The following is a 25,378-nucleotide window of genomic DNA, read 5'->3' on the forward strand; positions in this document are numbered from 1 at the left end:
GGAGAGCATTTTTAGCACCAAAAACGACCAGAAACCGTAGGTTCACTATATCATTTCTGGTCGAAATTGAATGTATCAAAGAGCTATATTGTATTAGCGATCATAATGTTAGATTTTTTTCATAGCCGACTATTTACTGAGCTCAGCAAAGGATAATGACGGCCCGATACTCGTAACCCAATTTAATAAACATAAAGGTATCGAAACTCGTTACCCTAAAGTGAATATTCAAGCTCAAGGGCAACTCACAAAAGATTCGACAATCCCTGTTACTGGTTGGCAAGACAATTTTGATCGCGTCGATATCCAACTTCATTTACCACCAGCCACTATGTTATTGGCTGTCTTTGGTGTTGATCATGCCAGTGGCAGTTGGTTAGGAAAATGGACAATTTGGGTGAGTTTTTTAGTACTGATTTGTACGGTTATGACTTGGAAAGTCATAGGGAAGTCAGAAGCTATGATCACTTTTGTGCTGTTATTGCTCATATTCCATGATCAAGCAGCACCGATTGTATCGATCATCAACTTTATTATTGCATCAGCAATCCATCGTTTCCAGCCTTTTGAAAAACTGCAATCTATCAGCCGCAATTACTGGATATTCAGTTCTGCGATCGTATTTATATCCTTACTGTATTTCAGTGCAATACAGCTTAAATCGACGATTTATCCACAAATCACCCATTCGCATAACGTGAAATTACAACATGTGTCATCGCTTACAAGCCATGCAATAAAACAAACCCAGTCTGAGCAATACACTAAAGAAAGACGTAACGCAGCAGCATTAAAAGCCCGTCCTATGGCCGACAATGTAGAAAGAGTTCAAGTAACAGGAAGCCGTATCAAACAAGTTGATATGCTCGAGCGTTATCAAGCGGACACTCAAATTCAAGCTGGAATGGGGGTACCAAACTGGCGATGGAAACAACATACTATCAATTGGCAAAGCAATGTGGCTGAGGGGCAGACTTTCAATCTATATATTTTGACGGGTTACAGTTACCTTGCGGTTAAATTAGCCGGGATTATTATGGCCTTAATTTGGCTTGCCGTTTTACTACGTAAGGAGTCTCTACTCTTCATTAGAACACTAAAGAGTCAAACACAGTTTAAAGCTTCTGAAGCTAGCTCAATACTCGCCATCGTACTATCTGTGAGTTTACTGTCATTAGCACCAACAACCTCCGAAGCTCAAGATCTCCCTGAAAAATGGATGTTAGACGAATTGCATACCAAGCTCATCCAAGATCCCGATTGTGCACCACGTTGTGCTTCAATTAACCACTTACAGGTAGAAGCACATAAGCAGCAATTGACGTTAACGCTTGAAGTTCATGCAGCACATGACTCTGCGGTTGCTATCCCAAGTTCACCATTTTGGTTTGTTCAAGGTGTAGATCTCAATGGAAAGAGCTCGAATTTGTTGACCAGAAAGGAAGGTAAGACTTACTTGCCCATAAAACCCGGCATTACTGACGTTAAATTAATCGGCACCATTACCGCAATGGAATCGTTTCAGCTTCGCTTTATTGATAAGCCATTGAACGTTAAAGTTATTAAAGATGACAATTGGCAAATTGTTGGCACTCTGGATAACCGTTTAGTGAGTAATACGCTTGAATTTACTGCGGTTTCACCAAAACAACATCAATCTCAGCAATCTCGCTTTGCCATTAAACCCTTAGTTAAAATTCATAGACGTTTCATGCTCGATAATGAATGGACTGTTTTTACCAGTATCGAGCGAGTAGCACCAACTTCGGGTTCGATAAACCTCTCAGTACCCTTAATCGTAACCGAGCGAGTACTTTCTGAAGGTATTAACGTTGAACACCATCAAACGAAAGTGAACATTCCAGCAGGAACAAACCGTATATTTTGGCGCTCAAAAATTGATAGAAGCCATGAAATCAAACTGAATGCTAAAGCCAATTCAGGCTTTGTCGAACATTGGTCTTTTATCATAACACCAACTTATCATGCTGCGTTTACTGGCTTACCTAATGTCATCGAACAACAAGACAACAGTGACTACTATCAGTATCACTTTTATCCTCTACCCGATGAAATCTTGACCGTATCAATTGAACGACCTCAGGCCATAAAAGGAGGAACGCTCGCTATCGACTCAGTGAAGCAAATATTGGATCAGGGTCTACGCAGTAGTACCTTAACACTCGACTTTGCGTATCGAAGTACACAAGGTGGCGAACATACGATTGCTTTACCCCAAGATTTTGAGCTTAAACAGGTTAAGCATGATAATACGTTGATCAATATTCAAACTGAGCAAGGCAAGCTTACTTTGCCTATCTCGCCTAAAGAGCATCGCTACCGTATAACGTTACGCTCATCAGCCTCCATTGACCCATGGTTAACATCACCTGCAGTCAATCTGAATGCCCCCGTCAGCAATATTGAAACACGCCTCAATGTTGGGTCTAGTCGATGGATACTGTGGGCTGATGGCCCAACGCTTGGCCCTGCGGTTTTGTATTGGGGGGAGTTGTTAGCATTTATTTTAGTCGCTCTCGTACTGACTCGGATACCGTTCTCACCACTATCTACTTTAGCATGGATAATTCTCGGCTTAGGGTTAAGCCTGAATAACTGGGGTTTCTTAATTTTGCTTTTCGTCTGGTTTGCGGCCCTGTCTGCTAGCCAATACCGCCCACAAACGTTGTCTCGTTCATGGTTTAATCTCACTCAATTACTGTTATTTGGCTTGAGTGCCATTGTTATACCCATGATACCTGAAGATGCTCGATTTCAGCGAGAATGCACAACTTGTTAATCAAGACGACGGTGTGCGGCAATAGTGGACTATTGTTAGCACTGGCAACGAAGAGTAACAAGCTGTGCAACTCGCACTGCGTGGACTTCTCAGCGCCAATTCTTCTTTGTTACATTAGCTTGAAAGAATCCCGATATTCCTTCGCTAATGCGCCTCAAAGAATTGGCGCTGAAAAAGTCCTGAAACATGCATCTTCAAGTATCATGGGTATATACTCAATTTAATTGCCATTATTCCACTCAGTTTGTTGGGTTCTCCCAACATGGGCATCATGACTTATGCTGGCAGCGACCAACCTCTATCCTGGTTTTTGGATCAATCAACGGGTGAATTACCACAGGTTGAGATCGTTTCTATTTCAAACATTTGGTACAAACTGATCATGCTGATATGGGTGTTGTGGTTATGCTTTTCTTGCCTCAACTGGATAAAGTGGGCTTGGCATAAGCTGGGGGCTCAAGGTTTTTGGAAATCACCCGAAAAGAGAGCTCTTAACCAAAAAACGCCCAACAACGATAAAACATGATATTGACGTTGGCGCTTAAATTATTGGCGCCAACCATCATTTTACAAAGCTAAGTACCTGACGGTAAGTCCTTTAAAAAAATATCGTCAAGCACTTACGTTTCTAAAAATTGAGTGAATGCCTGCTGCACAAACTCAGCGTAGTATTCGATCTCCTCAGTAGAAGCAACCTTATTGTCTAAACTTAACAACGAACGTTTGTGAGATAAATTTCTAAAAAATTCATAGCTCTTAACTAGCTTATTTACCAGCTTAGATTCAATCATTTCATGATCAGAAAGTGTTGATAAGATATTGATATTATCTGTCCATTTCGTCACTTCAGGATTATGATTGGCATAGGCTAACACTAGATACTGCGACAGAAATTCAATATCAACAATCCCACCTGAACTGTGCTTTAAATCGAATTCACCGGCCTTCGCCGTTAACAAATGTTCTGTCATTTTGGCTCGCATCTCACGCACATCAGTCACCAGGGCTTTTAAATGCCTGGCTTTGGTTAATACTTGATGCCGTATATCAATGAATTTCTGGCCTAACTCCACATCACCATATACTTTTCTTGCACGCACTAATGATTGTTGCTCCCAAGTTTTAGCGTGTTGTTGATATCGCCCAAAACTCTCAAGCTCACTCACGAGTAGACCAGAGGCACCTGATGGTCTAAGACGCATATCCACTTCATACAACTCCCCTGAATTGGTTCGAGTCGAAAACAAATGAATGATTCGCTGCGCTAACTTAATATAAAAACGATTGCAGTCGATGGGCTTCTTGCCGTCTGTCTGTGCAAAGTCTTCTTTATTGCCATGCAAGAACACCAGATCCAAATCTGAAGCATAGCCAAGCTCTCGTCCTCCAAGCTTGCCATACCCAATTACAGCAAAGCCCTTTTCATTGTTATTTAGATAACTTGGCTTGCCATATCGCACCGTGATCTGCTGCCACGCCTGATTCACTACTTGAGCAATTATTGCTTCAGCTAAACACGTTAAGTGATCGCTGACCTCAGTAATAGGCAAAACTCCGGTAATGTCTGCCGCAGCAATTTTTAATTGTTGAGTGAGCTTAAATTGACGCATGGCCTCCATTTGCTGTTCCATGTCGTCTTCTGGAACTCGTAAACTGTATTGATGTGCTTCGCTGGTATAGTCTTCAAAGTCAGTAGTGTTATAAAGTTGAACGGGATCAATCAACTCATCCAGTAACATTGGGAAATGCGCTAATTGCTCGGCAATCCATGGACTCGCAGCACAAAGACGGACGAGCTGTTGACGAGCCCCCGGATTTTCATAAAGCAATTCAAGGTAAGTCGTTCGACACACAATTTGCTCAAGTACCTTACCTACAGGTTTTAACACGAAAGTGGGATCTGTGTGCTCGGCAACTTCAGCAATGATAAATGGCATCAGCTTATCGAGTTTATCTTGCCCTTTAGGCCCAATAGGGCGCTTAAGCACCTCACTGCGCCACTTATAAAGCACGGAAACAAATTCAGATTGTTTTTGGTGCTGGTTAATCCAGACAAACTCACCGACATCAGATTGTGCTTCGTCCCATAGATGTTCAGCCCAAGTAATGTGGTCCTCTCCATCTTGCTCACCACCAATCGAAAGTTTGAACTGTTCATTAACTGACTTCATGACTTGCTGAAGTTGTTTTCTTAATTCGGCTTCATTATCCATTTGCATTGACCAACAAATACGCTGCCAATCTAATTCGTGCTCAGGTAAGGTTTGAGTTTGCTTGTCATCAATCGCTTGTAATAAATTTTCGAGCTTTCTTAAAAAGGTATAATTGTTCCTAAGCTCTACCACATCGTTGAAGTCCATCAAGCCTTGATGAAAGATGCTTTCCATGGACGCATAGATGCCCTGCTGACGAAGATCCGCTTGTCGTCCACCATGAATCAATTGATAGTGCTGTACAATAAATTCAATTTCACGGATACCACCAGCACCTAATTTAATGTTATCGATCAGATTACGGCGTCTCACTTCTTGAGAAATCATGTTCTTCATCTTACGCAACGAATCAATCGTGGTGTAGTCGATATAACGGCGATAGTTAAACGGTCGTAATAACTTGATAATTTCAGTTCGCTCAGGACAGTGAGGCCCAAGAATCCGCCCCTTCACCATGGCGTACCGTTCCCATTCACGTCCCTGATCTTGATAGTAATGCTCAAGTGCATTGAAGCTAAAGACTAAAGGACCACTATCACCGTAAGGTCGTAACCGCATATCAACTCGATAGACAAACCCATCAACAGTGACTTGATCTAATAGCGCAATCAATTTTTGTCCCATCTTGGTGAAAAACTGTTGATTATCGAGCTGTTTTCGACCGCCCTGAGTGAAGCCTGCTTCAGGGAATGCAAAAATCAAATCAATATCAGAAGAAAAGTTCAGTTCCCCACCACCAAGTTTTCCCATACCAATAATCACGAGTTTTTGTGTTTCACCATCTGAGTTAACTGGCGTGCCATAGCGGTTGCAAAGCAGATCAAATAGCCAATCTCTCGTTACTAAAATCGTTACTTCCGCTAATGTAGAAAGGTCCACTAACGATTGCTTCACATCACCGACATTTAAAAAATCTCGCCAAGCAATAGACACCATATGTCGATTACGAAAGTTTCGTAATGTTTTTTTAGCTTGCTCAATATCGGTAATCTCAGATAATTTTTTTTGCAGAATGCCTCGATAAAATAAACAGCGATCATCTTCTAAAACTTCATTCACAATGGCCGGTATCCACTGTGGATGTCGGGACAACTGACCATAGACGAAATCACTCAAGCCTAGCACGGCTTCAAGCTGATATCGCTGTTCAGAAGACATTGAAGCAAGCACATCAGGTGCTTTCTGACTTAGCTCTTCCAAACGAGCAGCTGCTAGTTGCTTTACATCTTTTGATAAAGGCTTGTTTGCGTTAACTTCAGAGGTCATAATCTTTGGTAACACCTTTTATTCGACATATTATGTCATTGGTGATATATCTATCTTTTGATCCTAATGGTCAATCTTAAAAAAGGCCATTAGCAATAAGCAAATTCAGTGTTTAATACTGATTATATTTTGGAGCTCATATGGCAGGAATGCTAAAACGGGTGCTCTTATCTAGCCTTCTGTTACTTTCCATCATTGGATTGTCAGGCTGTGGCGATGATAGACCCGACAAAATTGCTCAATATCAACAATTAGCCGCCAATCGCATTGATGCTCTCGCATCAGAGATAAACAGCGGAAAAATTCGTAATGCAGTGCTGTTAAAACAGTATGCGGAAGTTTTAGAAACGAAAAGACCTGAACTTTCGCCGCTGCTTGAACAACTCTCTCTTGATGCAACTACCGAAGGCCCTATCTATCAGGGGTTAAAACGTCGAATGCAAGATTCTCGCGAAGCGAGTAATTTCATCGACTTAGATGCCCAACTGAATGAAGTCGAGAATATCTATCAGGCAGCGGACCCAAGCTTATATAACGACATGCTGTCTGATCCGTTAAATGCTATTGCCGATATGTCAGACGGAGCTTTAGCTCGCATTAATGCCATGAGTAAAGCTTCTGAATTACTTGCTAATGGCTCAGAAGACTTTGGTGCTGGCAGTCAACTGGTCGGTAATCCGTCTTATGGTAGCTGGCAAACTAACAGCAGTGGTACATCATTTTGGGCGTGGTATGGCATGTACTCCATGTTCTCTAACTTGTTTCATCGCCCAATTTATTATAACAACTGGTCAAGCCGCCGTGGTTACAGTTATTACGGTGATTACGGACGTAACCGCTACACATCACCCAAACAGCATAAGCGCCAAGACAAGTTATATCAAAACACTAAAAAGCGTTTTAATAATCAAGGCCGTCAGTTTAAAAGTCCCTACGCGAAGACTCGAACTGGTTCGAGTAGTTTAAGTCGCTCAAGTCAAGCTGCACAAAAGTCCTTTAAAAGTTCAGGCAGTAAATTCCGCTCTAATTATTCAAACAGCGCAAAAAGCACTAGCAGCGGTTTCCGAAATTCATCAAGCAGAACATCACGTGGCGTTCGCCGCGGTAAGTAAGGAAAGATTATGTTTTCACTACAGGAATATGGCCTCACACAAGATTTACTGATCATCCTATTGATTGATCTTGGCATTGCGATGTTGCTGCTGACATTAATGCGCTATTTATTAGGTTGGAGTGCAAAAGTCAACAGCAACCATGAACTCGCTGAAAAAGATAATTTCGCTTTTGGTGTCAGTACCGCTGGTGCCATCGCTGCTTTGGGTATTGTATTAACTGGAGCCATTACCGGCGAAGCGGCTCATAACTTCTCAACCGAAGCAATTGGTTTAACCGCTTATGGTGTTTGTGGCATCATTTTAATCAAGCTTGGGCGTCTATTGCATGACAAAGTTGCACTGAATGAGTTTAATAAAACCGAAAGTATTTTAGGCGGAAATGTGTCAGTCGCAATTGTAGATGCGGGCGCCTCTATTGCTACGGCTATCATCATTCGTGCTACGTTATTATGGGCAGAAGACCTAACACTTGTGACCTTTATTGCTATCTTTAGTAGCTTTATTATCTCGCAATTAATGTTAGTACTGCTGACTCGCTGGCGTGAATACAGCTTTGCAAAACGCAATCAAGGCAACTCATTCCAAAAAGCACTTCGGCAAGGCAATGTCGCTCTCGCTGTTAGGCATGTTGGTTATATGATTGCGATGGGATTAAGCTTTAACGCTGCAAGCCACTTTATCGAATTTTTACCTCACGCATATGTCAGTAACCTCATCGCTTGGTTAGTCTTTTCTATTGTGATGTTGATTGTATTGTCGGTCTTACAAGGCATTGTAAAATCGGTAGTACTTTCGAAAATCAATCGTACCGTTGAAGTTGAACAACAACATAATGTTGGTTTAGCTTCGATTGAAATGGCGATCAGTATTTCTGTTGCATTAATTCTTACGGCATTAATGGCATAAGCAAACTATGACACAAACTGTGAGTATTTCATCAAATTCGAGACAATCATTGTCTCGAATTGATGATATGTTGTTACTGCTGATCATGGGCGTTCTTGCTGCTTGTGGTCTGATATACGAATACCTGCTTTCCCATTATGCAGGTCGTATTTTAGGTGCACTTGAAGCCGCAATTTACACCATGATAGGCATTATGATTGTCTCAATGGGGTTAGGCGCATTTGCGGCCCGTAAAATTAAAGATGCTTTTACGGGTTTTGCAACGCTTGAATTAATTGTGGCCATCTGTGGTTCGAGTGCCATTTTGATCACTGCAGCGGTTATCGGTTTCACCTCTGAGTTTCCGCAAATTATTGCTACTACGTTTAATTTACCGCCCGATCAACTACCCGATGGTGGCAGCATTCAAACTATGCAGGCCATGGTCAAGTATCTTCCTTATGTATGGGGAACGATTCTTGGTTTAATGATAGGCATGGAGATCCCACTGATTGCTCGAGTCAGACAATCGCTGTCTGAAGAGCATTTACTGCATAACGCCGGAACCATTTATGGTGCCGACTATATTGGTGCAGGAGCTGGTGCCGCTATTTGGGTTGGCTTTATGCTCGCAATGGACATTGAGCTCGCAGCAACCTTAACCGCCAGTGCTAATTTAATTGCAGGCTTTGTGTTTTTATTCCGTTTCCGTGATCGTATTAAACACTTTTCTTTATTAGTTGTTGGGCACGTTTTAGCCAGCTTTCTATTGCTCGCGTTAGCGACTTTTGGCCCCGACTGGCAACAAGGTTTTAATAATTTATTATATAAAGACAAAGTCGTTCACAGCCAAGCGACTCGGTTTCAGCAATTGACGTTTACTGAACGCCTTCGAGGAAGCGGTCTTGAACCTGTTTACTCGATGTACATCAATGGTCGTTTGCAATTTTCCAGTGAAGATGAACATATTTATCACTCGTTTTTGGTCGACCCTGTCATGGCTATCAGCCCAAGACACGATAATATTTTGATCATTGGCGGTGGTGATGGCCTGGGTCTAAAGCAAGTTTTAAAATGGAACCCCAAACACGTTACATTAATGGACTTAGATGGTGAGTTAATTAAGTTATTTGCCAGCAATACCGCCGCAATGCCAACTGAATTAAGTAAAGCTCTACGCCAATTAAACGGTGATGCGCTAAACGACTCTCGTTTGAAACTGATGTTTGATGATGCCTTCAATGGTGTCGATAAATTAATTAAAAGCCAAAAGAAATATGACACCATCATTGTTGATCTACCTGATCCAAGCCATCCAGATTTAAATAAGCTGTATTCTGATGTGTTCTATCGCAAGCTTAAAGAGCTTCTCAGTGCTGACGGTGCGATTAATATACAATCAACCTCACCCTACCATGCAAAAAACGCCTTTATTTCTATAGGTAAAACGTTGTCTTCTACAGGGTTTCAGGTTCAGCAATATCACCACAACGTGCCGAGCTTTGGTGAATGGGGTTGGACGATTGCAACCTTGAGCGGGAAAAAACCTAAAACTAGACTGGAACAAGTAAAGCAATTCCCTATAAAAGAAGAATGGTTAACACCGTCTTTAGCACGTGCTGCTTTTGAATTTCCGGGGAACTTCTATCAAAATGCTAATAATGTTAAGCCTAATGTTTTAGGGTCATTGCAGCTCTATCGATACCACCAAAAAGCGTGGGCACAGGAGCAAGATGTTGATGTATTTAATTAATGGTCATGTCAGTGATTGTATTTCGACCAAAAATACACTGAGGCTGCCGACAAACTAAACTGTCGTGACGTCATTTCCTGCCTTTTATGGGATGACAAAAGAAAAAATAAAAGAATCAAAAAAAAGCGCTTGACATATTATGTCTAGTTGCTAAAGTTGAACTCAAGACATAATATGTCAACAAGGATAAACATGAACATTCACACGATTGCGAATTATTTAAATGGACTTGGCGATCAAGGGCAAACTGGTTTTACTTTTGATTGCATACCGATTGACGGTGAAGTTGAAGTACTACAAGTAAACGTAGTAGACCGAGAAGAAATTCCGGTGTTTATTTCGGTAACAGAGAACCAAGTGTTGTGCATCAGTTACCTGTGGGATGAGAGTGAAGTCGTCCTAGAAAAACGAACAGAAATGTTCCAAACCATGCTTGAATTGAATATCCCAATGCCACTGTCAGCATTTGCTAAAGTTGACGAAAAATACGTGGTGTACGGAGCATTATCACTCAACTCAAGCATGAACGAAATTGAACAAGAAGTGGCGGTTTTATCCGACAACTGTATTGAAGTCATCGACGAAATGGTCGCCTATCTGAAATAAGGAGTAATACCATGGGCATTTTAAATAAAATCCTAACCGCATTTCGTGGCGGCGCTACTGAAATCGGTGAAAGCATCGTAGATGCGAACTCAACCCGTATTTTCGAGCAAGAAATTCGTGATGCGAAGAAACACTTAACGAACGCTAAGCGTGAGCTAACGGACGTCATGGCAAAAGAAATGCAAGCCAGCCGTGAAATTGAACGCCTAAAACGTAGCGTTGAAGAGCATGAAGGTTATGCAACTCAAGCACTTGAGCAAGGAAATGAAGAGCTCGCACTTGAAGTAGCTGAAAAAATTGCACAGCTTGATCAAGAATTGTCTGAGCAGCAATCAGCAAATGACAGTTATAACCAGCATGCTGCACGCTTAAAAGAGTTAGTGAAGAAAACTGAAAGACAGCTTTCTGATTATCAACGTCAGCTTAGCATGGTGAAAACCACTGAAAGCGTACAAAAAGCGACAGCGACTATCACAGATTCTTTTGCGTCTAGCAACTCGAAGCTGATGAACGCTAAAGATTCATTAGAGCGCATCAAAGCGCGTCAGCAACAGTTTGACGACAAGCTAAAAGCTTCAGAAACACTTGAAGATGAAAACAGTGATAAGTCTTTACAAGCTAAGTTAGCTGAAGCGGGTATTAGTGAAAAGAAATCTGATGCCAGTGCCGTTCTAGATAGATTGAAAGCCAAAAAAGGTTAACACCAAATCCATTGCTCTTGAGGGAAAGCAAGGTAAGAGGCCGTTCATTATCTCTTGCCGAATCTCCCTCACCCTATACCAACTTTTAACTCTTCCACTGGTTATTGGATTGGTTTTTGCGACTTATGCAGGCCGTCTCCCAACCATCCTGCATTAAGTCGCTGTTTTATTTTTCAGTTTCGTAAATGGAGTTTGAAATTGTTTACACAATTATTTATTTTAGTGATCGCCTTATTGGGCATCATTTTGGGAATAAAAGATGGCAATTATCTATGTGCACTTTGTGGTTTCATGATGCTTGCTGTTCCAAGCTTTTTCTTTTATCAATCAAAAGTTAACAACTCAGTATTGAGTACAAAAACAACCCCCAATACTTAATACTATTCATTTCAGGAGTGAACTTACGATGGGATTTTTCAAATCATTGTTTTCAAAAACAGAAGAAGTAACTTCACGTGAGTTAACTCAACCTGACGATCTTATCATTGGTGATATGATCACACTTGACGACAGCTTTGCATTACCTTCGCAGCTCAAAGGTAAGCAACTTAAAGTTGAAGCCGTTAATACTTACGAATACGAACATCGCCGTGTCACAGAATGGCAGCTGAAAGGCATTGATAATCAAGCTATCTTTCTTACCCTAGATAAAGATGACGAAGTGTATTTAGCACTTTCAATAAAAGTGTCACGTGACAAGGTTGAGCAGCTGTTTGATATGGAAAGCTTTAGTCAAATATTTGAAGAGCCTGGCGAAGCTGAACTTTCGGTTATCGAAAATCATCCAATTAAGGAACTCAGTCAGTGGCTTGGACAACACTATCGTCAAACCTCTTTTGCTGATTTCGGCTATTATCATCCTAAAGATTATCGAAAAAGTCGTCCTTCTCAATCTGAAAATGAAAACCAAGGTGATCCTTTTGAAAGCTATCAACTGATGGATGACACAGAAAGTTATGCATTAGATATTGAAGTCTATGAAGGTGGGGAAACCGAAGTAAGCCTAGTGCTTTATCGTCCAGTCACAGATATTCGTGAATATTGGCCGATATAAAAACGAGGGAGCATCTCTTTCTGGCATAAGTACTGTTTTTTGGTAAAATTGACAGAATATGACATAAACTGATCAACATTATTCAGGCATAGGTAGCGCTTTCCAAATATGAGTAAAACCAAAAACAGTTTGCCAGAGCAATGGCAACAAAACCAAATAGCAGCTAAAGCAACACAAGTTGCTTTTGATTTAGACGAACACTTCCAATATTCCATCCGAAAAGCGGCCCTTGATGCTGGAGTTAGCCCTTCAGATCAAATTCGGACGATTCTCGGTTTATCTGTGTCTAAACGACCTAAACGTCCTCGCCTAACAGTATCACTTAGTCCTAATGATTATGTTATTCTCGCTGAGAAGTACGGTTTAGAATCTGATTCGCAACTGGAAATCAAAAAGCGCGTACTCGACGATTTAGTGAATTTCGTATCTGACGAAAACGCATAACCTAAGCACAGCTCCAAAGGACTTGAGTAATGATCAATAAGAAATGGCTCGAAGATAAATTTGAGGGGCCTTCTCCATTTGAATTAGCAATGATGCTGTTATCCCTCATTGCTGTGATCATTATGCTCACACTCACCTTTGGAAAGTTAGATCCACAAACCCATAAATTACTGATGTTAATTGATACAGGTATCTGTCTCATTTTTATCACTAATTTTTTCTATGGTTTTTTTCGTGCAGACAGCAAACGACGTTATTTTAAACAACACTGGATAGATCTCATCGCCAGTGTGCCTGCTGTTGAACCACTTCGAGTCGCACGGATCTTTCAAATTTTAAGGGTAGTTCGTTTAATTCGTGCCAGCCGTTCTATCTTGCTCCCTCTAGTAAAACAGAAAAGAGAAGCGACGATGGCCAGTCTCCTAGTGGCTGTGGTTACCATTCTTGCGATAGCATCCGTTGTCATTTTGTTGGTTGAAAGTGGCGCAAAAGGTGCCAATATTCATACTGCGGAACAAGCAATTTGGTGGGCATTAGTCACAATTTCCACCGTAGGCTATGGTGATTATTACCCTGTGACTACAGTAGGTCATATCATTGGTGGTCTAGTTATCATTTCTGGTGTGAGTTTTTTTGGTGTGGTTTCTGGTTATATGGCGTCAATCTTTGTTGCCCCCGATGAAAATAAAATCAAAGAACAACAAGAAGCACATCAAGAGCAAATCAAGTCTGAACTGCAACAAGCTTTAAAGCGTATGGAAGCGAATCAAGAGCAAATGGAACGCAACCAAGCTCAAATGATAGCTGAAATAGCTAGCCTAAAAGAACAACTTAAATAGCTTTTTTCTTCTTAATCATACAGATACCTATATCCACATTTACAAATGTATATTTTATGCTAGCTTATAAACATAATGGTTAATTTATAAGCATAAGAATTCATTAGTAAAGTGAATTATCAATAATAAGTATTTCGTTTAGGGAGCAAATGAAATGGAACAAGTAAAGGAATTACTGTTTCTACATCAATCAGATGAACCATGCTATTTGGCGGCTTTAGCTGAGTCGTTCGGCATTACTGTTACTGTAATCAATGATCCATCCGAAATCCCCGAATTTGCAAACAATCATCAAGCTTTGTGTTTGATTCCGCAAAAAGGAATGCAACTGGATCAAGATGGTATCCCTATTGAAGCACACAAACTGATTAATGAATTACCCATTGCTTTGTATCAAGCTGAGCGTAATACCATTTCTGAAAGTGCAGCAATCTTACTCGGTGTTCAAGGCTTACTTTACAGTGACATCAGTATGGATCTGATCATGTCGAGTCTTACTAAGCTGCTCAAGGGCGAATTATGGTTTGATAGGCAGTCACTGAGTGAAACGGTGAGAATGCTCATTAAAAGCTCAGATCGAATCATCACCTTTAATCAACCAAATAAACACGTTCCGCTGCCTAGAAACTTAACCTCCAGAGAAATCACTATCATCAAGCTTGCATTCAATGGTGCTCGCAATAAAGAGATTGCAGAAAAATTACAAATTAGTGAACACACGGTGAAGGCACATATTTCTTCTATCTTTAGAAAAACAAACTCAAGAAATAGAGTGGAACTGATGAGATGGGCAAGTGTTAATTTAGTAAAACAAATGGCATAACAAGTTATGCCATTTTCATTTTATTGAACTTATATCAACTCGCTTTGAGAAGATCATAGCCTCTTTTCGCTTTACTCTCTGAACCAGCTTTTACCTCTAACCAAGAGCTCAGCGCTTCAGACAAAGACAAAAGATCTTCTTCCGAACCTCGAATCAGTTCGAGTTCAACTTCTGAAATTGGACTCTCTTTATCGTTAGCAATGATTTTTCCGATATCTAATACGACCTCTATTTCACTTTGTTCAAATTCTACATACCATTTTTTTCGTAAAAAATTAGTTTCAAATAGCATGATCAGTTCAGCTTGAGTCGTTTGAATATTGGCATCACTTGGCCAAATCTCACTAGGGAAAAGCGACAATTGCGGATGGATAAACGAAAACGGGATATCTACGTTAAATTCTGGCCGTTTATGCAATCCACCTACAACTTTTCCTGCCGTTTTCAATGTTTGCTCTTTGTGTGTATCCACTTGTCGAATGCGAAGTCCCATATCCCAAGCTCTCAACGTCAATGAGCGGGTGTCAAAGTATTGGTTTACTAGTTGTTTGACGCCAACATACTTCGAATTGAGCTTTTTATGAATAACGTCTGCTGCACGCTGAGCGTCATTTTCATTTATCAGTAGTTTTACTTCAGTTTCAATAGTCATAATTTGAACAAATTGTAATCAAACATTCTTTTTTCTGTCATCTTAACGACACAATGTAACATTGCTGTCATATTTGGTCGTCAAAATGCCACATGCGATAACGAAACGGTCGCAAAAAATGAATCTGAGTTGGAAAAACACTCGACCGCTGTTTTTTTGAGCGAAACAAGTGCACAATAAGCAAAATTAATCGGCTCAATTGTGAAAACACAGTTTCAAAATGCGAATGCTTAGGTTAACATTCGCCCGCTTTTCCACATAGGTGGAATAACCAAAATAGCCATAAGCGGGAAATACCCGATACCTTATTAGGTAAATTGGATATTTTCAAATTAAATAGGTACACGGCAATGCCAGTAAACTCTATTTTAGGCGTGTTTGCAAAATCGCCAATTAAGCCTCTTCAAGAGCACATTGATAAAGTATTCGATTGCGCATCGGAACTTACACCATTCTTCCAAGCCGCAAACAAAGGCGACTGGGATGAAGCGATTAAACGTCGTAAAACTATCAGCATGACTGAACGTGAAGCTGATGTTTTAAAGCGTGACATTCGCCTTCAACTCCCTGGCGGTTTGTTCATGCCCGTTGAGCGTACCGATCTTCTTGAGTTAGTCACTCAGCAGGATAAAATCGCTAACAAAGCAAAAGACATTTCTGGACGTGTTATTGGTAGAAACATGACCATTCCAGAAGATCTTCAAGAACTCTTTTTTGCCTACTTAACACGTTGTTTAGATGCTGTTTCTATGGCAAAAGAAGCAATCAATGAGTTGGATGATTTACTAGAAGCCGGTTTCCGTGGACGTGAAGTCGATCTAGTAGCAAAGATGATCCATGAACTCGATAACATCGAAGATGACACGGATGATATACAAATTCAGTTAAGACGCCAACTTTTTGCGATTGAGTCTGACATGAATGCCGTCGATGTTATGTTTTTATATAAAATCATCGAGTGGGTTGGTGATTTAGCCGATTTAGCTGAGCGTGTCGGTTCTCGTCTTGAGCTTATGCTCGCCCGTGTCTAACTAGTTTTCAAGGTTTATAAAAATGGTTGATGTATTAGTCACCAATGGCCCATGGCTTATTGCTTTTGCGGCTGCTTTCGGATTTTTAATGGCATGGGGTATCGGTGCCAACGATGTAGCAAATGCAATGGGAACTTCTGTCGGTTCTGGTGCAATCACAATTAAACAAGCGATCATTATCGCAATGATCTTTGAATTTGCTGGGGCTTACCTAGCGGGTGGCGAAGTAACCAGTACAATTCGTAAAGGTATTATTGATTCTGCGTATTTTGTTGATGCACCAGAGTTATTAGTCTACGGTATGATCGCATCATTACTTGCAGCAGGCTTATGGTTAGTGCTCGCTTCTGCTTTAGGCTGGCCTGTATCAACCACTCACTCTATTATTGGTGCGATTGTCGGTTTCGCCGCAGTGGGTGTTGGTTCAGATGCGGTTGAATGGGGCAAAGTTGGTGGTATCGTAGGTTCGTGGATCGTCACTCCAGCAATCTCTGGCTTTATCGCATTTTTAATTTTCCAAAGTGTACAGAAACTGATTTTCAATACAGAGAATCCATTGGCGAATGCTAAACGTTATGTGCCTTTATACATGGCCTTTGCTGGCTTTGTAATGTCTTTGGTAACGATAACGAAAGGCCTTAAGCATATTGGCTTAAATTTCACAGCCGTTGAAGCTTATACCCTCGCAGTTGCGATTGCGGTTATCGTTGGCCTTGTTGGCAAAATGGCAATTGGTCGTCTTAAGATGGATGAAAATGCAGACAAGAACGATCACTTTGGTAACGTTGAAAAAGTATTTGCTATATTGATGGTTGTAACGGCTTGTTGTATGGCGTTTGCACATGGTTCAAATGACGTAGCAAATGCGATTGGTCCATTAGCGGCTGTTGTGTCAATTATTCAAGCTGGTGGTGAAATCACCAAAAAAGCAGCGCTTGTTTGGTGGATTCTACCTTTGGGTGCTTTCGGTATCGTATTAGGTTTGGCTATCTTTGGTAAGCGAGTGATGCAAACCATTGGTAAGAACATTACTCACTTAACTCCAAGCCGTGGTTTCGCTGCTGAGCTTGCAGCTGCTTCTACTGTAGTTATCGCTTCAGGTACTGGTTTACCAATCTCTACTACACAAACTCTTGTGGGTGCAGTATTAGGTGTTGGTATGGCACGTGGTATTGCAGCGATTAACTTAAGTGTGGTTCGTAACATTGTTGTATCTTGGGTCATCACACTCCCTGCTGGTGCTGCTTTATCAATTATGTTCTTCTTTATGATTAAAGGTATCTTTAACTAAGAAAGCGTTACTTGATATTAATCACACTTAAGAGGGAAGCATTCATGCTTCCCTCTTGCATTAAGTGCAACAAATCCATAGCATTACAATTATTGTATTTTCGATTGAGATCGTATTTGTGTTAAAAAAGCTTGCTCTATCACTGTGCTTTTTAGTTCTTCCTTTTCAGTTACAAGCCGAAGAAACTCGCTATATCTCTGAAAATGTTTATGTTTATTTACACTCAGGCCCGGGCTCACAATATAAAATCCTTGGCAGCGTAGCAGCTGGACGAAAAGTAACTCTTCTCCCTGAAGCACAAGGTGGCTTTTCTAAAGTCATTGACAACAAAGGTCGAGAAGGTTGGATTCAATCAAAAATGATTGTAAAAGATCCAACATTTAGAATTACAGAACCTAAATTACAGCAACAAATAGATGACTTACAAAAAGAGTTAACTACCGTAAAAGCTGTCAGCGCTCTGTCGTCACAAAATACGTCAGAACTTGAACAACAATTGGCTGCAGCGATTCAAGCTCGCAAAACGGCAGAAAGCAGTCTTGCGACAGTCCAACAGCAACTGTTAACAGCCAATCAAGATGAAAAGTATCGCTTCTGGCGTGAAGGCGGCATGATTGCTGGAGTAGGTTTATTAATTGGACTCATCTTAGCTTATTTCCCAAAACCAGGAAGAAAGCGTAAGACAAGTTGGTAAGAGCTCTAAGTATCCAGTAGAGCACTTATTTAAGTGCTCTACTTTTTAGCAGCCCCAGGCATATTTTTATAGATATCACCTTGTGTGACAAGGGCATTAAATTTTGAGACCAGTGCCTCACTTGTTTTACCCACTTGATATTCTTCAAAATTGAATCGGTTAGGAATGATAGAAGTTATACCTGCCCTGAAATAATTTAAAGTACTTGCGATTTTCCAGCCAACAGCATCTCTTGCTGCACCTGTAGCTTTAAGTTTTCCATCTTCCGCAACTATCGTTAATTTATAGTCCCGCAAAGCATTACCTTCTGAGCCTGAATTGATGATTAAATGTCCTATAAAACCTGATTTAATTGCAGCTTTACCTTCATTCTCCCGAATATACCCATGATACTTGAAGATGCATGTTTCAGGACTTTTTCAGCGCCAATTCTTTGAGGCGCATTAGCGAAGGAATATCGGGATTCTTTCGAGCTAATGTAACAAAGAAGAATTGGCGCTGAGAAGTCCACGCAGTGCGAGCTGCACAGCTTGTTACTCTTCGTTGCCAGTGCTAACAATAGTTCACTATTGCCGCACACCGTCACCTTGATTAACAAGTTGTGCATTCTCGCTGAAATCGAGCATCTTCAGGTATATGGGTATATATGTATTCATCGTGCTATAAACGGTTCTTTCATTAGCTATGGGGTTACTAGTGGCTGTAGCCATAATGACCTCATTTACACTGAGTATGTTTCTGAATATTTTATTACTTTTTAATCAAGCCTAATTAAATTAATGACAAAGAGATGATTAAGCTTTATTCACCAGCCTAAAAAACCAAAACCCATACAGATCAAACAAAGCCAATATTGCCGTTTTAAATAGTGTTCTAAATCACATTTTGCAGGTATAATCCGCAAAATTTCTAATATTGTATACAAAACCGAGTTCAACAATACGTCGTATTAATCCAAACGGACTCGAATAATAATAGCGCACAGTGCCCTGCATGGGCCTAGATGGAAGCATAACTATGTTCAAAGCGAGTGAAGTTCTAGCGGGTCATTTTGACCAAGCTAACCTCTCTGAGTTGTTTCAAGCAATTACTGATAACTATGTAGTTGACGAGGAACAATACCTGTCTGAGTTGATTAAACTGGTTCCGTCATCGGAAACTGAAATTAATCGTGTAACTCAGCGTGCACATGATTTAGTTCATAAAGTACGACAATATGAGAAAAAAGGATTGATGGTAGGCATCGATGCTTTCCTTCAACAGTACAGTCTTGAAACGCAAGAAGGCATTATTTTAATGTGTCTTGCTGAAGCACTGTTACGCATCCCAGATTCTGCCACTGCCGACGCATTGATTGAAGACAAGCTTTCTGGCGCCAAGTGGGATAAACACATCAAGCAAAGTGATTCAGTTCTGGTTAACGCTTCGACTTGGGGCTTAATGCTAACAGGAAAAATCGTTAAGCTTGATCAAAGCGTCGATGGCAAACCCAGTGGCCTTTTAGGCAAGCTGGTCAATCGTTTAGGCGAACCTGTTATCCGCCAAGCCATGCTTGCGGCGATGAAAATCATGGGTAAGCAATTCGTGCTTGGCCGTACCATCAAGGAAGGCTTAAAAAACAGCGAAAGCAAACGTAAATTGGGTTATACCCACAGCTACGATATGCTGGGTGAAGCGGCTTTAACCCTCAAAGATGCTAAAAAGTATTTTAATGATTACGCTGATGCGATTCGTGCTTTAGGCAGCCCAAATTACAATGAAGCCGAAGCACCTCGCCCTACCGTTTCGATTAAACTCACCGCACTGCATCCACGTTATGAAGTAGCGAATACCGATCGTACACTTACCGAACTTTATGATCGTGTGATTGAGCTTATCAATATTGCACGCAGTGTAAATGTAGGTATTCAAATCGACGCTGAAGAGGCCGATCGCCTTGAACTCTCACTCAAGTTATTCCAAAAGCTTTATCAATCTGAAGCGGCTGTAGGCTGGGGACAATTGGGTATTGTGGTTCAGGCCTATTCCAAACGCGCATTACCGGTATTAGTTTGGCTCAATCAATTGGCCAAAGCGCAAGGTGATGAAATCCCATTACGCTTAGTAAAAGGCGCTTATTGGGATAGTGAGCTGAAATGGGCACAAGAAAACGGCGAAAGTGGCTACCCGCTTTATACTCGCAAATCAGGCTCAGATGTTTCTTATCTTGCTTGTGCTCGTTATCTGCTATCGGAAAAAACCCGTGGCTATATTTACCCTCAATTTGCGACTCATAATGCACAAACCGTAGCCAGCATTACTGATATGGCTGGCGATCGCCAGTATGAATTCCAGCGTTTACATGGCATGGGTGAAGAACTTTATGACACAATTCTTGCAGAAGCGGGGGTAAAAACCGTTCGTATTTATGCGCCGATTGGTGCCCATAAAGACTTACTCCCTTACTTGGTTCGTCGTCTACTTGAAAACGGGGCGAACACCTCTTTCGTACATAAGTTGGTTGATCCTAAAACGCCGATTGATTCATTAGTCGTTCATCCGTTATCAACGCTTAAACGTTTTAAAACCCTCGCTAATAATAAGATTGTTCTACCAGAAGATATTTTTGGTGAAGCGCGCAAAAACTCCAAGGGAATGAATATGAACATTGCTTCTGAATCTGAGCCATTTTTTAAAGCTTTAGAGCAGTATAAAGAAACGAAATGGTTTGCTGGGCCAATCGTTGATGGTGAAACTCTTTTAGGTGATAACCTAGACGTTTTGAGCCCGTTTGATAACCGTGAAATCGTCGGTCAAATTACCTATGCTGACGATCGAGCCATTGAACAAGCGATGAGTTCTGCACACAGTGCTTTTGATGCATGGACTCGTACACCAGTCGAAGAGCGTGCAAATGCCCTGCAAAAATTAGCCGACTTACTGGAAGAAAACCGTGAAGAGCTGATTGCACTATGTACTCGTGAAGCGGGTAAGAGCGTACAAGACGGTATTGATGAAGTGCGTGAAGCAGTCGACTTCTGCCGTTATTATGCAATCAATGCTAAAAAGATGATGGCTCAACCTGAAGTTATGCCTGGGCCAACAGGTGAACTCAACGAGTTATTCTTGCAAGGTCGTGGTGTCTTTGTGTGTATCAGCCCTTGGAACTTCCCATTAGCAATTTTCTTAGGTCAAATCACAGCCGCTCTTGCCACGGGTAACACGGTTATTGCCAAGCCAGCAGAGCAAACTTGTATTGTTGGTTATCGTGCCGTTCAACTGGCTCATGAAGCGGGTATTCCGAAGAACGTACTGCAATTCCTACCAGGTACAGGTGCTACTGTTGGTGCTAAAATCACCGCTGACGAACGCATTGGCGGTGTATGTTTTACTGGCTCTACTGGCACCGCTAAACGCATTAATATCACTCTTGCTAATCGTAACGGAGCCATTATTCCTCTGGTTGCGGAGACTGGCGGTCAAAATGCAATGGTGGTTGATTCAACCTCACAACCTGAGCAAGTCGTTAACGATGTGGTTGGTTCTTCATTTACCAGTGCAGGTCAACGCTGTTCTGCGCTTCGAGTGTTGTATATTCAGGACGATATCGCCGAGCGGGTGCTTGATGTCATGCAAGGGGCGATGGATGAGTTAAGCATTGGTCACCCAGGGCTTATTAAAACTGACGTTGGCCCCGTAATTGATGCGACAGCAAAAGCCAATTTAAATGCGCATATTGAGCATATACAGCAAGTGGGCAAGTTAATTAAGCAAGTCGATTTACCTGCGGGCACTGAGCATGGTCACTTTGTTGCACCCACTGCCGTTGAAATTGATTCAATTAAAGTGCTTGAGAAAGAACACTTTGGTCCAATTTTGCATGTTATTCGTTACAAAAGTGCAGATTTAGGAAAAGTCATTGATGACATCAACAGCACAGGCTTTGGTCTAACGCTTGGTATTCACAGCCGTAATGAAGGTCATGCCTTAGAAATTGCGGATAAAGTGGATGTGGGTAACGTGTATATCAACCGTAACCAAATTGGTGCGGTAGTGGGCGTACAACCATTTGGTGGTCAAGGGTTGTCAGGCACTGGCCCTAAAGCTGGCGGCCCACACTATTTAACTCGTTTTGTGACTGAAAAGACTCGTACTAACAATATCACGGCAATCGGTGGTAATGCGACCTTGCTTTCATTAGGTGATAGTGAAGATTAACACCCTTCTCTTTAGCTCCTGAGATGAGTTTACTCTCAGGAGCTTATTCAATAACTTTACCTGCCTCACAAGGTATCTGTAGTAGCATTTGGTCTTGATATATATAATGCATTCCTTCGACAACTTGTTCAGGAACAGCTTCCGTCTCAACTGCAACGAGTTTTTTCATATTTTCGATTTCACCAGAATGATCTCTATAGTAATTTTGCATTGTTCTAGACCAATGATCAGTAGATTCGAATCCATCTCCATTAAAATCATCTCTAAATTCGTCTAGCCAAACCTTAAGTTTGTTAATGAGTCCTTTAAAAAAGGTCTTCACAGAGCTAGAGTGTGACTCACAGACATCAAATTTACTTGGGATATCTTCTCCTTTATCTCCAATCGAATAGTCCTTAGTTTCATATGGAAAGGTCTTCACTTTGGCTGGATAGGTCTTTACTTTGGCTGGATAGTTTCTAGCTTCGTTGTGATTAGATACATTCCAAAACATCCCAGCTTCGGTGCGAACATGCTTGGCTTGGTATTCGGCCTGAAACTGATCACCATCTTTTGGAAAGATGGTCACACCCACAACATAAGTTGTATTGGCTTCATCTTGCTTTTTATAAACATACTCAGGCTGAATGGAACCTTTAGTGCTTTGAATGGATGCTGCCATAACTGCCTAGTAAATAAATTAACATACTCTTACTTTAACACCTCTACATGAATCCCCCCTTTATGGTAAATTAATTTATGTTTAATATTTCATCAAAAATGAGAATCGACTTTTAGGAGATAACCGATGGAAGCAAATTATCGTAGTGACCTTATAAACCTCTATAACTCTGCTTTAGTCATCATGGATGTACAAGGAAAGCTTGCACAAATGATGTTTGAAAGTAAGCTACTTCATGAAAAGATTAAAACTCTAATCAAAGGTGCTGAGCTACTCGCAATCCCCATTTTTTGGCTAGAACAAATCCCTGAAAAAATTGGTAATACTTCCAATGATATCGCCGAACTCTTAACTCCTAATGTCCAGCCGATAGCTAAAAAGCATTTTAGTGCATGGAAAAATGATGACTTTAAACAAGCACTAGAGCACTCGGGTAAAACACACTTGTTAGTCGCGGGTATTGAGGCACACATTTGTGTCTATCAGACTTGTAAAGACTTACAAAATAACGGTTTCCAAACGCATATTGTGCGTGACGCCATTTCATCGAGAACAGAAACAAATAAAGTGTGCGGCATAAAGATGATGCTCGACTGCGGTGCCAATTTATCTAACGTTGAATCAGCATTATTTGAGCTGCAACACGTAGCCGAAGGCGAACGATTCAGGCAACTCATTAAGCTCGTAAAATAGTTAAGGGTGACAAGCAGTTTATGCTGTTGTTGAATGTAATACGATTCGATTACCCTCACTGTCTAGAATAATGCAACGACAACCGTGAGGGCCTATTGCATGTGTAGCCTGCAAAATTGTACCGCCAAATTGAGTCACTTTAGTTTCAGCATCAGCAATACGACCATCAACATTAAGGTACAGCATCAAACCCTTATCAGAAACATCCGCAGGGTTAGGCACTAAACAACCACCATTGCCTTCAGCATGCTCGAACACAGCGAACTCAAACTTATCAAACTTCTCTTTTTTTACTTCGATAGCCAGTACTTGTTGGTAAAACTCACAGGCACGATCCAAATCAGCCTACAGGGATATCAAACCAGACAGCTCGGTTATATATACCATTATGATACCTGAAGATGCTCGATTTCAGCGAGAATGCACAACTTGCTAATCAAGGCGACAGTGTGTGGCAATAGTGAGCTATTGTTAGCACTGGCAACGAAGAGTAACAAGCTGTGCAACTCGCACTGCGTGGACTTCTAAGCGCCAATTCTTCTTTGTTACACTAGCTCGAAAGAATCCCGATATTCCTTCGCTAATGCGCCTCAAAGAATTGGCGCTGAAAAAGTCCTGAAACATGCATCTTCAAGTATCATGGGTATAGAGCATTAAAATCTGACATTATTAGGTCTCAATATTATTGTTTTATGGGTTGTAATTACCGTAATTGGTATCGCTATTTATCCTAGCAAGTTACTCAAACACTGACAATCTCATACGCTTAAGCTAAAATGCCCAACCTTAAATACGCTTTCCATTATCCGTTACCTATATGAGCTCAGAACATTTTCAACTTTCAAAACCTTACCTTCAACGCTTTGCCGGTATCGGTCGATTATACGGTCAGCCCGCACTGGAAAAATTTTCCCAATCACACGTTGTAGTTATTGGCATTGGTGGTGTTGGTACTTGGGTTGCTGAGTCATTAGCACGCTCTGGCATAGGTCAAATCACACTGATCGATCTTGATGATATTTGTGTAACCAACACTAATCGCCAGATTCATGCACTGAAAGACACTATTGGCCAATCAAAAGTGGAAGTCATGGCTGATCGTATCAAGGCGATTTACCCAGATTGTATCGTCAATGAAATTGAAGACTTTATTACACTCGATAACTTGAATGAATACTTAGTTTCTGCGAAACAAGGTGGCAATATTGACTTTGTCATCGATTGTATTGATGCAGTGAAACAAAAAGCCGCTTTAATTGCTTGGTGTAAGCGATCCAAATTACCTATTGTTACAGTCGGTGGCGCAGGCGGACAAATGGATCCGACTAAAATTCAACTGAGTGATCTGGCTAAAACTCACCAAGATCCTCTACTCGCAAAAGTAAGAAATATTTTACGCCGTGAGTATAACTTCTCTAAAAACACCAGTCGTCGTTTTGGCGTAGATGCTGTTTTCTCAACAGAGCAATTAGTTTACCCACAAGAAGATGGTACCGTGTGTGCGAATAAATCAGGTTCAGACGGCAATATGCGAATGGATTGCGCTTCAGGCTTTGGTGCAATCACAACGGTAACGGGCACTTTCGGTTTTGTTGCTGTAAGTAAGGCACTAAAGAAACTTTCCGCTAAAGCGTAAAATCAATCATTTTATTTAATGGCA

23 protein-coding genes are annotated in these 25,378 nt (G+C 41.1%); 17 read left to right on the forward strand and 6 right to left on the reverse strand.

Annotated elements, in window-relative coordinates; translation table 11 throughout:
• The first annotated feature begins 220 nt into the window (after positions 1-220).
• A complete protein-coding gene (locus tag JQC92_RS04395) occupies positions 221-2,800 on the forward strand; it encodes an MATE family efflux transporter (protein WP_204998511.1) in 2,580 nt (859 codons plus the stop codon).
• Between the two features lie 620 nt (positions 2,801-3,420).
• Here JQC92_RS04395 and glnE read toward each other — a convergent pair.
• Positions 3,421-6,279: a bifunctional [glutamate--ammonia ligase]-adenylyl-L-tyrosine phosphorylase/[glutamate--ammonia-ligase] adenylyltransferase gene (glnE, locus tag JQC92_RS04400; protein ID WP_204998512.1), complete on the reverse strand. Its 2,859-nt coding sequence runs from the start codon at positions 6,277-6,279 to the stop codon at positions 3,421-3,423.
• A gap of 140 nt (positions 6,280-6,419) precedes the next feature.
• Between glnE and JQC92_RS04405 the strand changes: the two genes are divergently transcribed.
• From JQC92_RS04405 to JQC92_RS04450, 10 genes are all read left to right on the forward strand, one after another.
• On the forward strand, positions 6,420-7,391 hold the full coding sequence (locus JQC92_RS04405; protein WP_204998513.1) for a hypothetical protein: 972 nt from the start codon (positions 6,420-6,422) through the stop codon (positions 7,389-7,391).
• 9 nt (positions 7,392-7,400) lie between these two features.
• Positions 7,401-8,300: a DUF350 domain-containing protein gene (locus JQC92_RS04410; protein ID WP_204998514.1), complete on the forward strand. Its 900-nt coding sequence runs from the start codon at positions 7,401-7,403 to the stop codon at positions 8,298-8,300.
• Between the two features lie 7 nt (positions 8,301-8,307).
• Entirely contained in the window at positions 8,308-10,032 is a 1,725-nt protein-coding gene (locus JQC92_RS04415) for a polyamine aminopropyltransferase (RefSeq protein WP_204998515.1), read from the forward strand.
• Between the two features lie 192 nt (positions 10,033-10,224).
• Positions 10,225-10,638, forward strand: a complete 414-nt coding sequence (locus JQC92_RS04420; protein ID WP_204998516.1) for a YjfI family protein — start codon at positions 10,225-10,227, stop codon at positions 10,636-10,638.
• An 11-nt stretch (positions 10,639-10,649) separates the two neighbouring features.
• Positions 10,650-11,339: a PspA/IM30 family protein gene (locus JQC92_RS04425; RefSeq protein ID WP_129945173.1), complete on the forward strand. Its 690-nt coding sequence runs from the start codon at positions 10,650-10,652 to the stop codon at positions 11,337-11,339.
• Positions 11,340-11,537: 198 nt separating this feature from the next.
• The gene (locus JQC92_RS04430) at positions 11,538-11,717 is read left to right on the forward strand and encodes a hypothetical protein (RefSeq protein WP_204998517.1); all 180 of its coding nucleotides are present in this window, start codon (positions 11,538-11,540) and stop codon (positions 11,715-11,717) included.
• 28 nt (positions 11,718-11,745) lie between these two features.
• Positions 11,746-12,393, forward strand: coding sequence for a hypothetical protein (locus tag JQC92_RS04435; protein WP_204998518.1), 648 nt, complete (start codon positions 11,746-11,748; stop codon positions 12,391-12,393).
• Positions 12,394-12,501: 108 nt separating this feature from the next.
• Positions 12,502-12,837 (forward strand): hypothetical protein, encoded by a 336-nt coding sequence (locus tag JQC92_RS04440; protein WP_129945175.1) that lies wholly within the window; start codon positions 12,502-12,504, stop codon positions 12,835-12,837.
• A gap of 29 nt (positions 12,838-12,866) precedes the next feature.
• A complete protein-coding gene (locus JQC92_RS04445; protein ID WP_204998519.1) occupies positions 12,867-13,676 on the forward strand; it encodes an ion transporter in 810 nt (269 codons plus the stop codon).
• A 154-nt stretch (positions 13,677-13,830) separates the two neighbouring features.
• On the forward strand, positions 13,831-14,499 hold the full coding sequence (locus JQC92_RS04450) for a helix-turn-helix transcriptional regulator (RefSeq protein ID WP_204998520.1): 669 nt from the start codon (positions 13,831-13,833) through the stop codon (positions 14,497-14,499).
• 34 nt (positions 14,500-14,533) lie between these two features.
• Here JQC92_RS04450 and JQC92_RS04455 read toward each other — a convergent pair whose 3' ends face one another.
• Positions 14,534-15,151 (reverse strand): CYTH domain-containing protein, encoded by a 618-nt coding sequence (locus JQC92_RS04455; RefSeq protein ID WP_204998521.1) that lies wholly within the window; start codon positions 15,149-15,151, stop codon positions 14,534-14,536.
• A gap of 350 nt (positions 15,152-15,501) precedes the next feature.
• Between JQC92_RS04455 and JQC92_RS04460 the strand changes: the two genes are divergently transcribed.
• The 3 genes from JQC92_RS04460 to JQC92_RS04470 all read left to right on the forward strand — a co-directional run bounded on the left by JQC92_RS04460 (position 15,502) and on the right by JQC92_RS04470 (position 18,167).
• A complete protein-coding gene (locus JQC92_RS04460; protein ID WP_204998522.1) occupies positions 15,502-16,182 on the forward strand; it encodes a TIGR00153 family protein in 681 nt (226 codons plus the stop codon).
• 22 nt (positions 16,183-16,204) lie between these two features.
• On the forward strand, positions 16,205-17,473 hold the full coding sequence (locus tag JQC92_RS04465; RefSeq protein WP_204998523.1) for an inorganic phosphate transporter: 1,269 nt from the start codon (positions 16,205-16,207) through the stop codon (positions 17,471-17,473).
• A gap of 118 nt (positions 17,474-17,591) precedes the next feature.
• Positions 17,592-18,167 (forward strand): TIGR04211 family SH3 domain-containing protein, encoded by a 576-nt coding sequence (locus tag JQC92_RS04470; protein WP_204998524.1) that lies wholly within the window; start codon positions 17,592-17,594, stop codon positions 18,165-18,167.
• 38 nt (positions 18,168-18,205) lie between these two features.
• Here JQC92_RS04470 and JQC92_RS04475 read toward each other — a convergent pair whose 3' ends face one another.
• Entirely contained in the window at positions 18,206-18,463 is a 258-nt protein-coding gene (locus tag JQC92_RS04475; protein ID WP_204998525.1) for a hypothetical protein, read from the reverse strand.
• 270 nt (positions 18,464-18,733) lie between these two features.
• The gene (locus JQC92_RS04480) at positions 18,734-18,877 is read right to left on the reverse strand and encodes a hypothetical protein (protein ID WP_204998526.1); all 144 of its coding nucleotides are present in this window, start codon (positions 18,875-18,877) and stop codon (positions 18,734-18,736) included.
• Positions 18,878-19,184: 307 nt separating this feature from the next.
• Between JQC92_RS04480 and putA the strand changes: the two genes are divergently transcribed.
• Complete coding sequence (putA, locus tag JQC92_RS04485; RefSeq protein ID WP_204998527.1) at positions 19,185-22,364, forward strand: bifunctional proline dehydrogenase/L-glutamate gamma-semialdehyde dehydrogenase PutA; 3,180 nt, start codon at positions 19,185-19,187, stop codon at positions 22,362-22,364.
• Between the two features lie 43 nt (positions 22,365-22,407).
• Here putA and JQC92_RS04490 read toward each other — a convergent pair whose 3' ends face one another.
• The gene (locus JQC92_RS04490) at positions 22,408-23,025 is read right to left on the reverse strand and encodes a hypothetical protein (RefSeq protein WP_204998528.1); all 618 of its coding nucleotides are present in this window, start codon (positions 23,023-23,025) and stop codon (positions 22,408-22,410) included.
• 126 nt (positions 23,026-23,151) lie between these two features.
• Here JQC92_RS04490 and JQC92_RS04495 point away from each other — a divergent pair, with 126 nt between their 5' ends.
• On the forward strand, positions 23,152-23,718 hold the full coding sequence (locus JQC92_RS04495) for an isochorismatase family protein (protein ID WP_204998529.1): 567 nt from the start codon (positions 23,152-23,154) through the stop codon (positions 23,716-23,718).
• A gap of 18 nt (positions 23,719-23,736) precedes the next feature.
• Here JQC92_RS04495 and JQC92_RS04500 read toward each other — a convergent pair whose 3' ends face one another.
• Positions 23,737-24,057: a VOC family protein gene (locus JQC92_RS04500; RefSeq protein ID WP_204998530.1), complete on the reverse strand. Its 321-nt coding sequence runs from the start codon at positions 24,055-24,057 to the stop codon at positions 23,737-23,739.
• 478 nt (positions 24,058-24,535) lie between these two features.
• On the opposite strand from JQC92_RS04500, the gene tcdA reads away from it, so the two are divergent.
• A complete protein-coding gene (tcdA, locus tag JQC92_RS04505; protein WP_204998531.1) occupies positions 24,536-25,354 on the forward strand; it encodes a tRNA cyclic N6-threonylcarbamoyladenosine(37) synthase TcdA in 819 nt (272 codons plus the stop codon).
• Positions 25,355-25,378 lie beyond the last annotated feature (24 nt).

The sequence above is a fragment of the Parashewanella hymeniacidonis genome (assembly GCF_016900895.1).
GTDB classification, from domain to species: domain Bacteria; phylum Pseudomonadota; class Gammaproteobacteria; order Enterobacterales; family Shewanellaceae; genus Parashewanella; species Parashewanella hymeniacidonis.

Coding starts and splice junctions, on each gene's coding strand:
- JQC92_RS04405 (WP_204998513.1), top strand. CDS start 6,420: ATGGCAGGAATGCTAAAACGGGTGCTCTTATCTAGCCTTCTGTTACTT.
- JQC92_RS04420 (WP_204998516.1), top strand. CDS start 10,225: ATGAACATTCACACGATTGCGAATTATTTAAATGGACTTGGCGATCAA.
- glnE (WP_204998512.1), bottom strand. CDS start 6,279: ATGACCTCTGAAGTTAACGCAAACAAGCCTTTATCAAAAGATGTAAAG.
- JQC92_RS04460 (WP_204998522.1), top strand. CDS start 15,502: ATGCCAGTAAACTCTATTTTAGGCGTGTTTGCAAAATCGCCAATTAAG.
- tcdA (WP_204998531.1), top strand. CDS start 24,536: ATGAGCTCAGAACATTTTCAACTTTCAAAACCTTACCTTCAACGCTTT.
- JQC92_RS04445 (WP_204998519.1), top strand. CDS start 12,867: ATGATCAATAAGAAATGGCTCGAAGATAAATTTGAGGGGCCTTCTCCA.
- JQC92_RS04490 (WP_204998528.1), bottom strand. CDS start 23,025: ATGGCAGCATCCATTCAAAGCACTAAAGGTTCCATTCAGCCTGAGTAT.
- putA (WP_204998527.1), top strand. CDS start 19,185: ATGTTCAAAGCGAGTGAAGTTCTAGCGGGTCATTTTGACCAAGCTAAC.
- JQC92_RS04480 (WP_204998526.1), bottom strand. CDS start 18,877: ATGGCTACAGCCACTAGTAACCCCATAGCTAATGAAAGAACCGTTTAT.
- JQC92_RS04435 (WP_204998518.1), top strand. CDS start 11,746: ATGGGATTTTTCAAATCATTGTTTTCAAAAACAGAAGAAGTAACTTCA.
- JQC92_RS04450 (WP_204998520.1), top strand. CDS start 13,831: ATGGAACAAGTAAAGGAATTACTGTTTCTACATCAATCAGATGAACCA.
- JQC92_RS04415 (WP_204998515.1), top strand. CDS start 8,308: ATGACACAAACTGTGAGTATTTCATCAAATTCGAGACAATCATTGTCT.
- JQC92_RS04495 (WP_204998529.1), top strand. CDS start 23,152: ATGGAAGCAAATTATCGTAGTGACCTTATAAACCTCTATAACTCTGCT.
- JQC92_RS04440 (WP_129945175.1), top strand. CDS start 12,502: ATGAGTAAAACCAAAAACAGTTTGCCAGAGCAATGGCAACAAAACCAA.
- JQC92_RS04455 (WP_204998521.1), bottom strand. CDS start 15,151: ATGACTATTGAAACTGAAGTAAAACTACTGATAAATGAAAATGACGCT.
- JQC92_RS04465 (WP_204998523.1), top strand. CDS start 16,205: ATGGTTGATGTATTAGTCACCAATGGCCCATGGCTTATTGCTTTTGCG.
- JQC92_RS04425 (WP_129945173.1), top strand. CDS start 10,650: ATGGGCATTTTAAATAAAATCCTAACCGCATTTCGTGGCGGCGCTACT.
- JQC92_RS04410 (WP_204998514.1), top strand. CDS start 7,401: ATGTTTTCACTACAGGAATATGGCCTCACACAAGATTTACTGATCATC.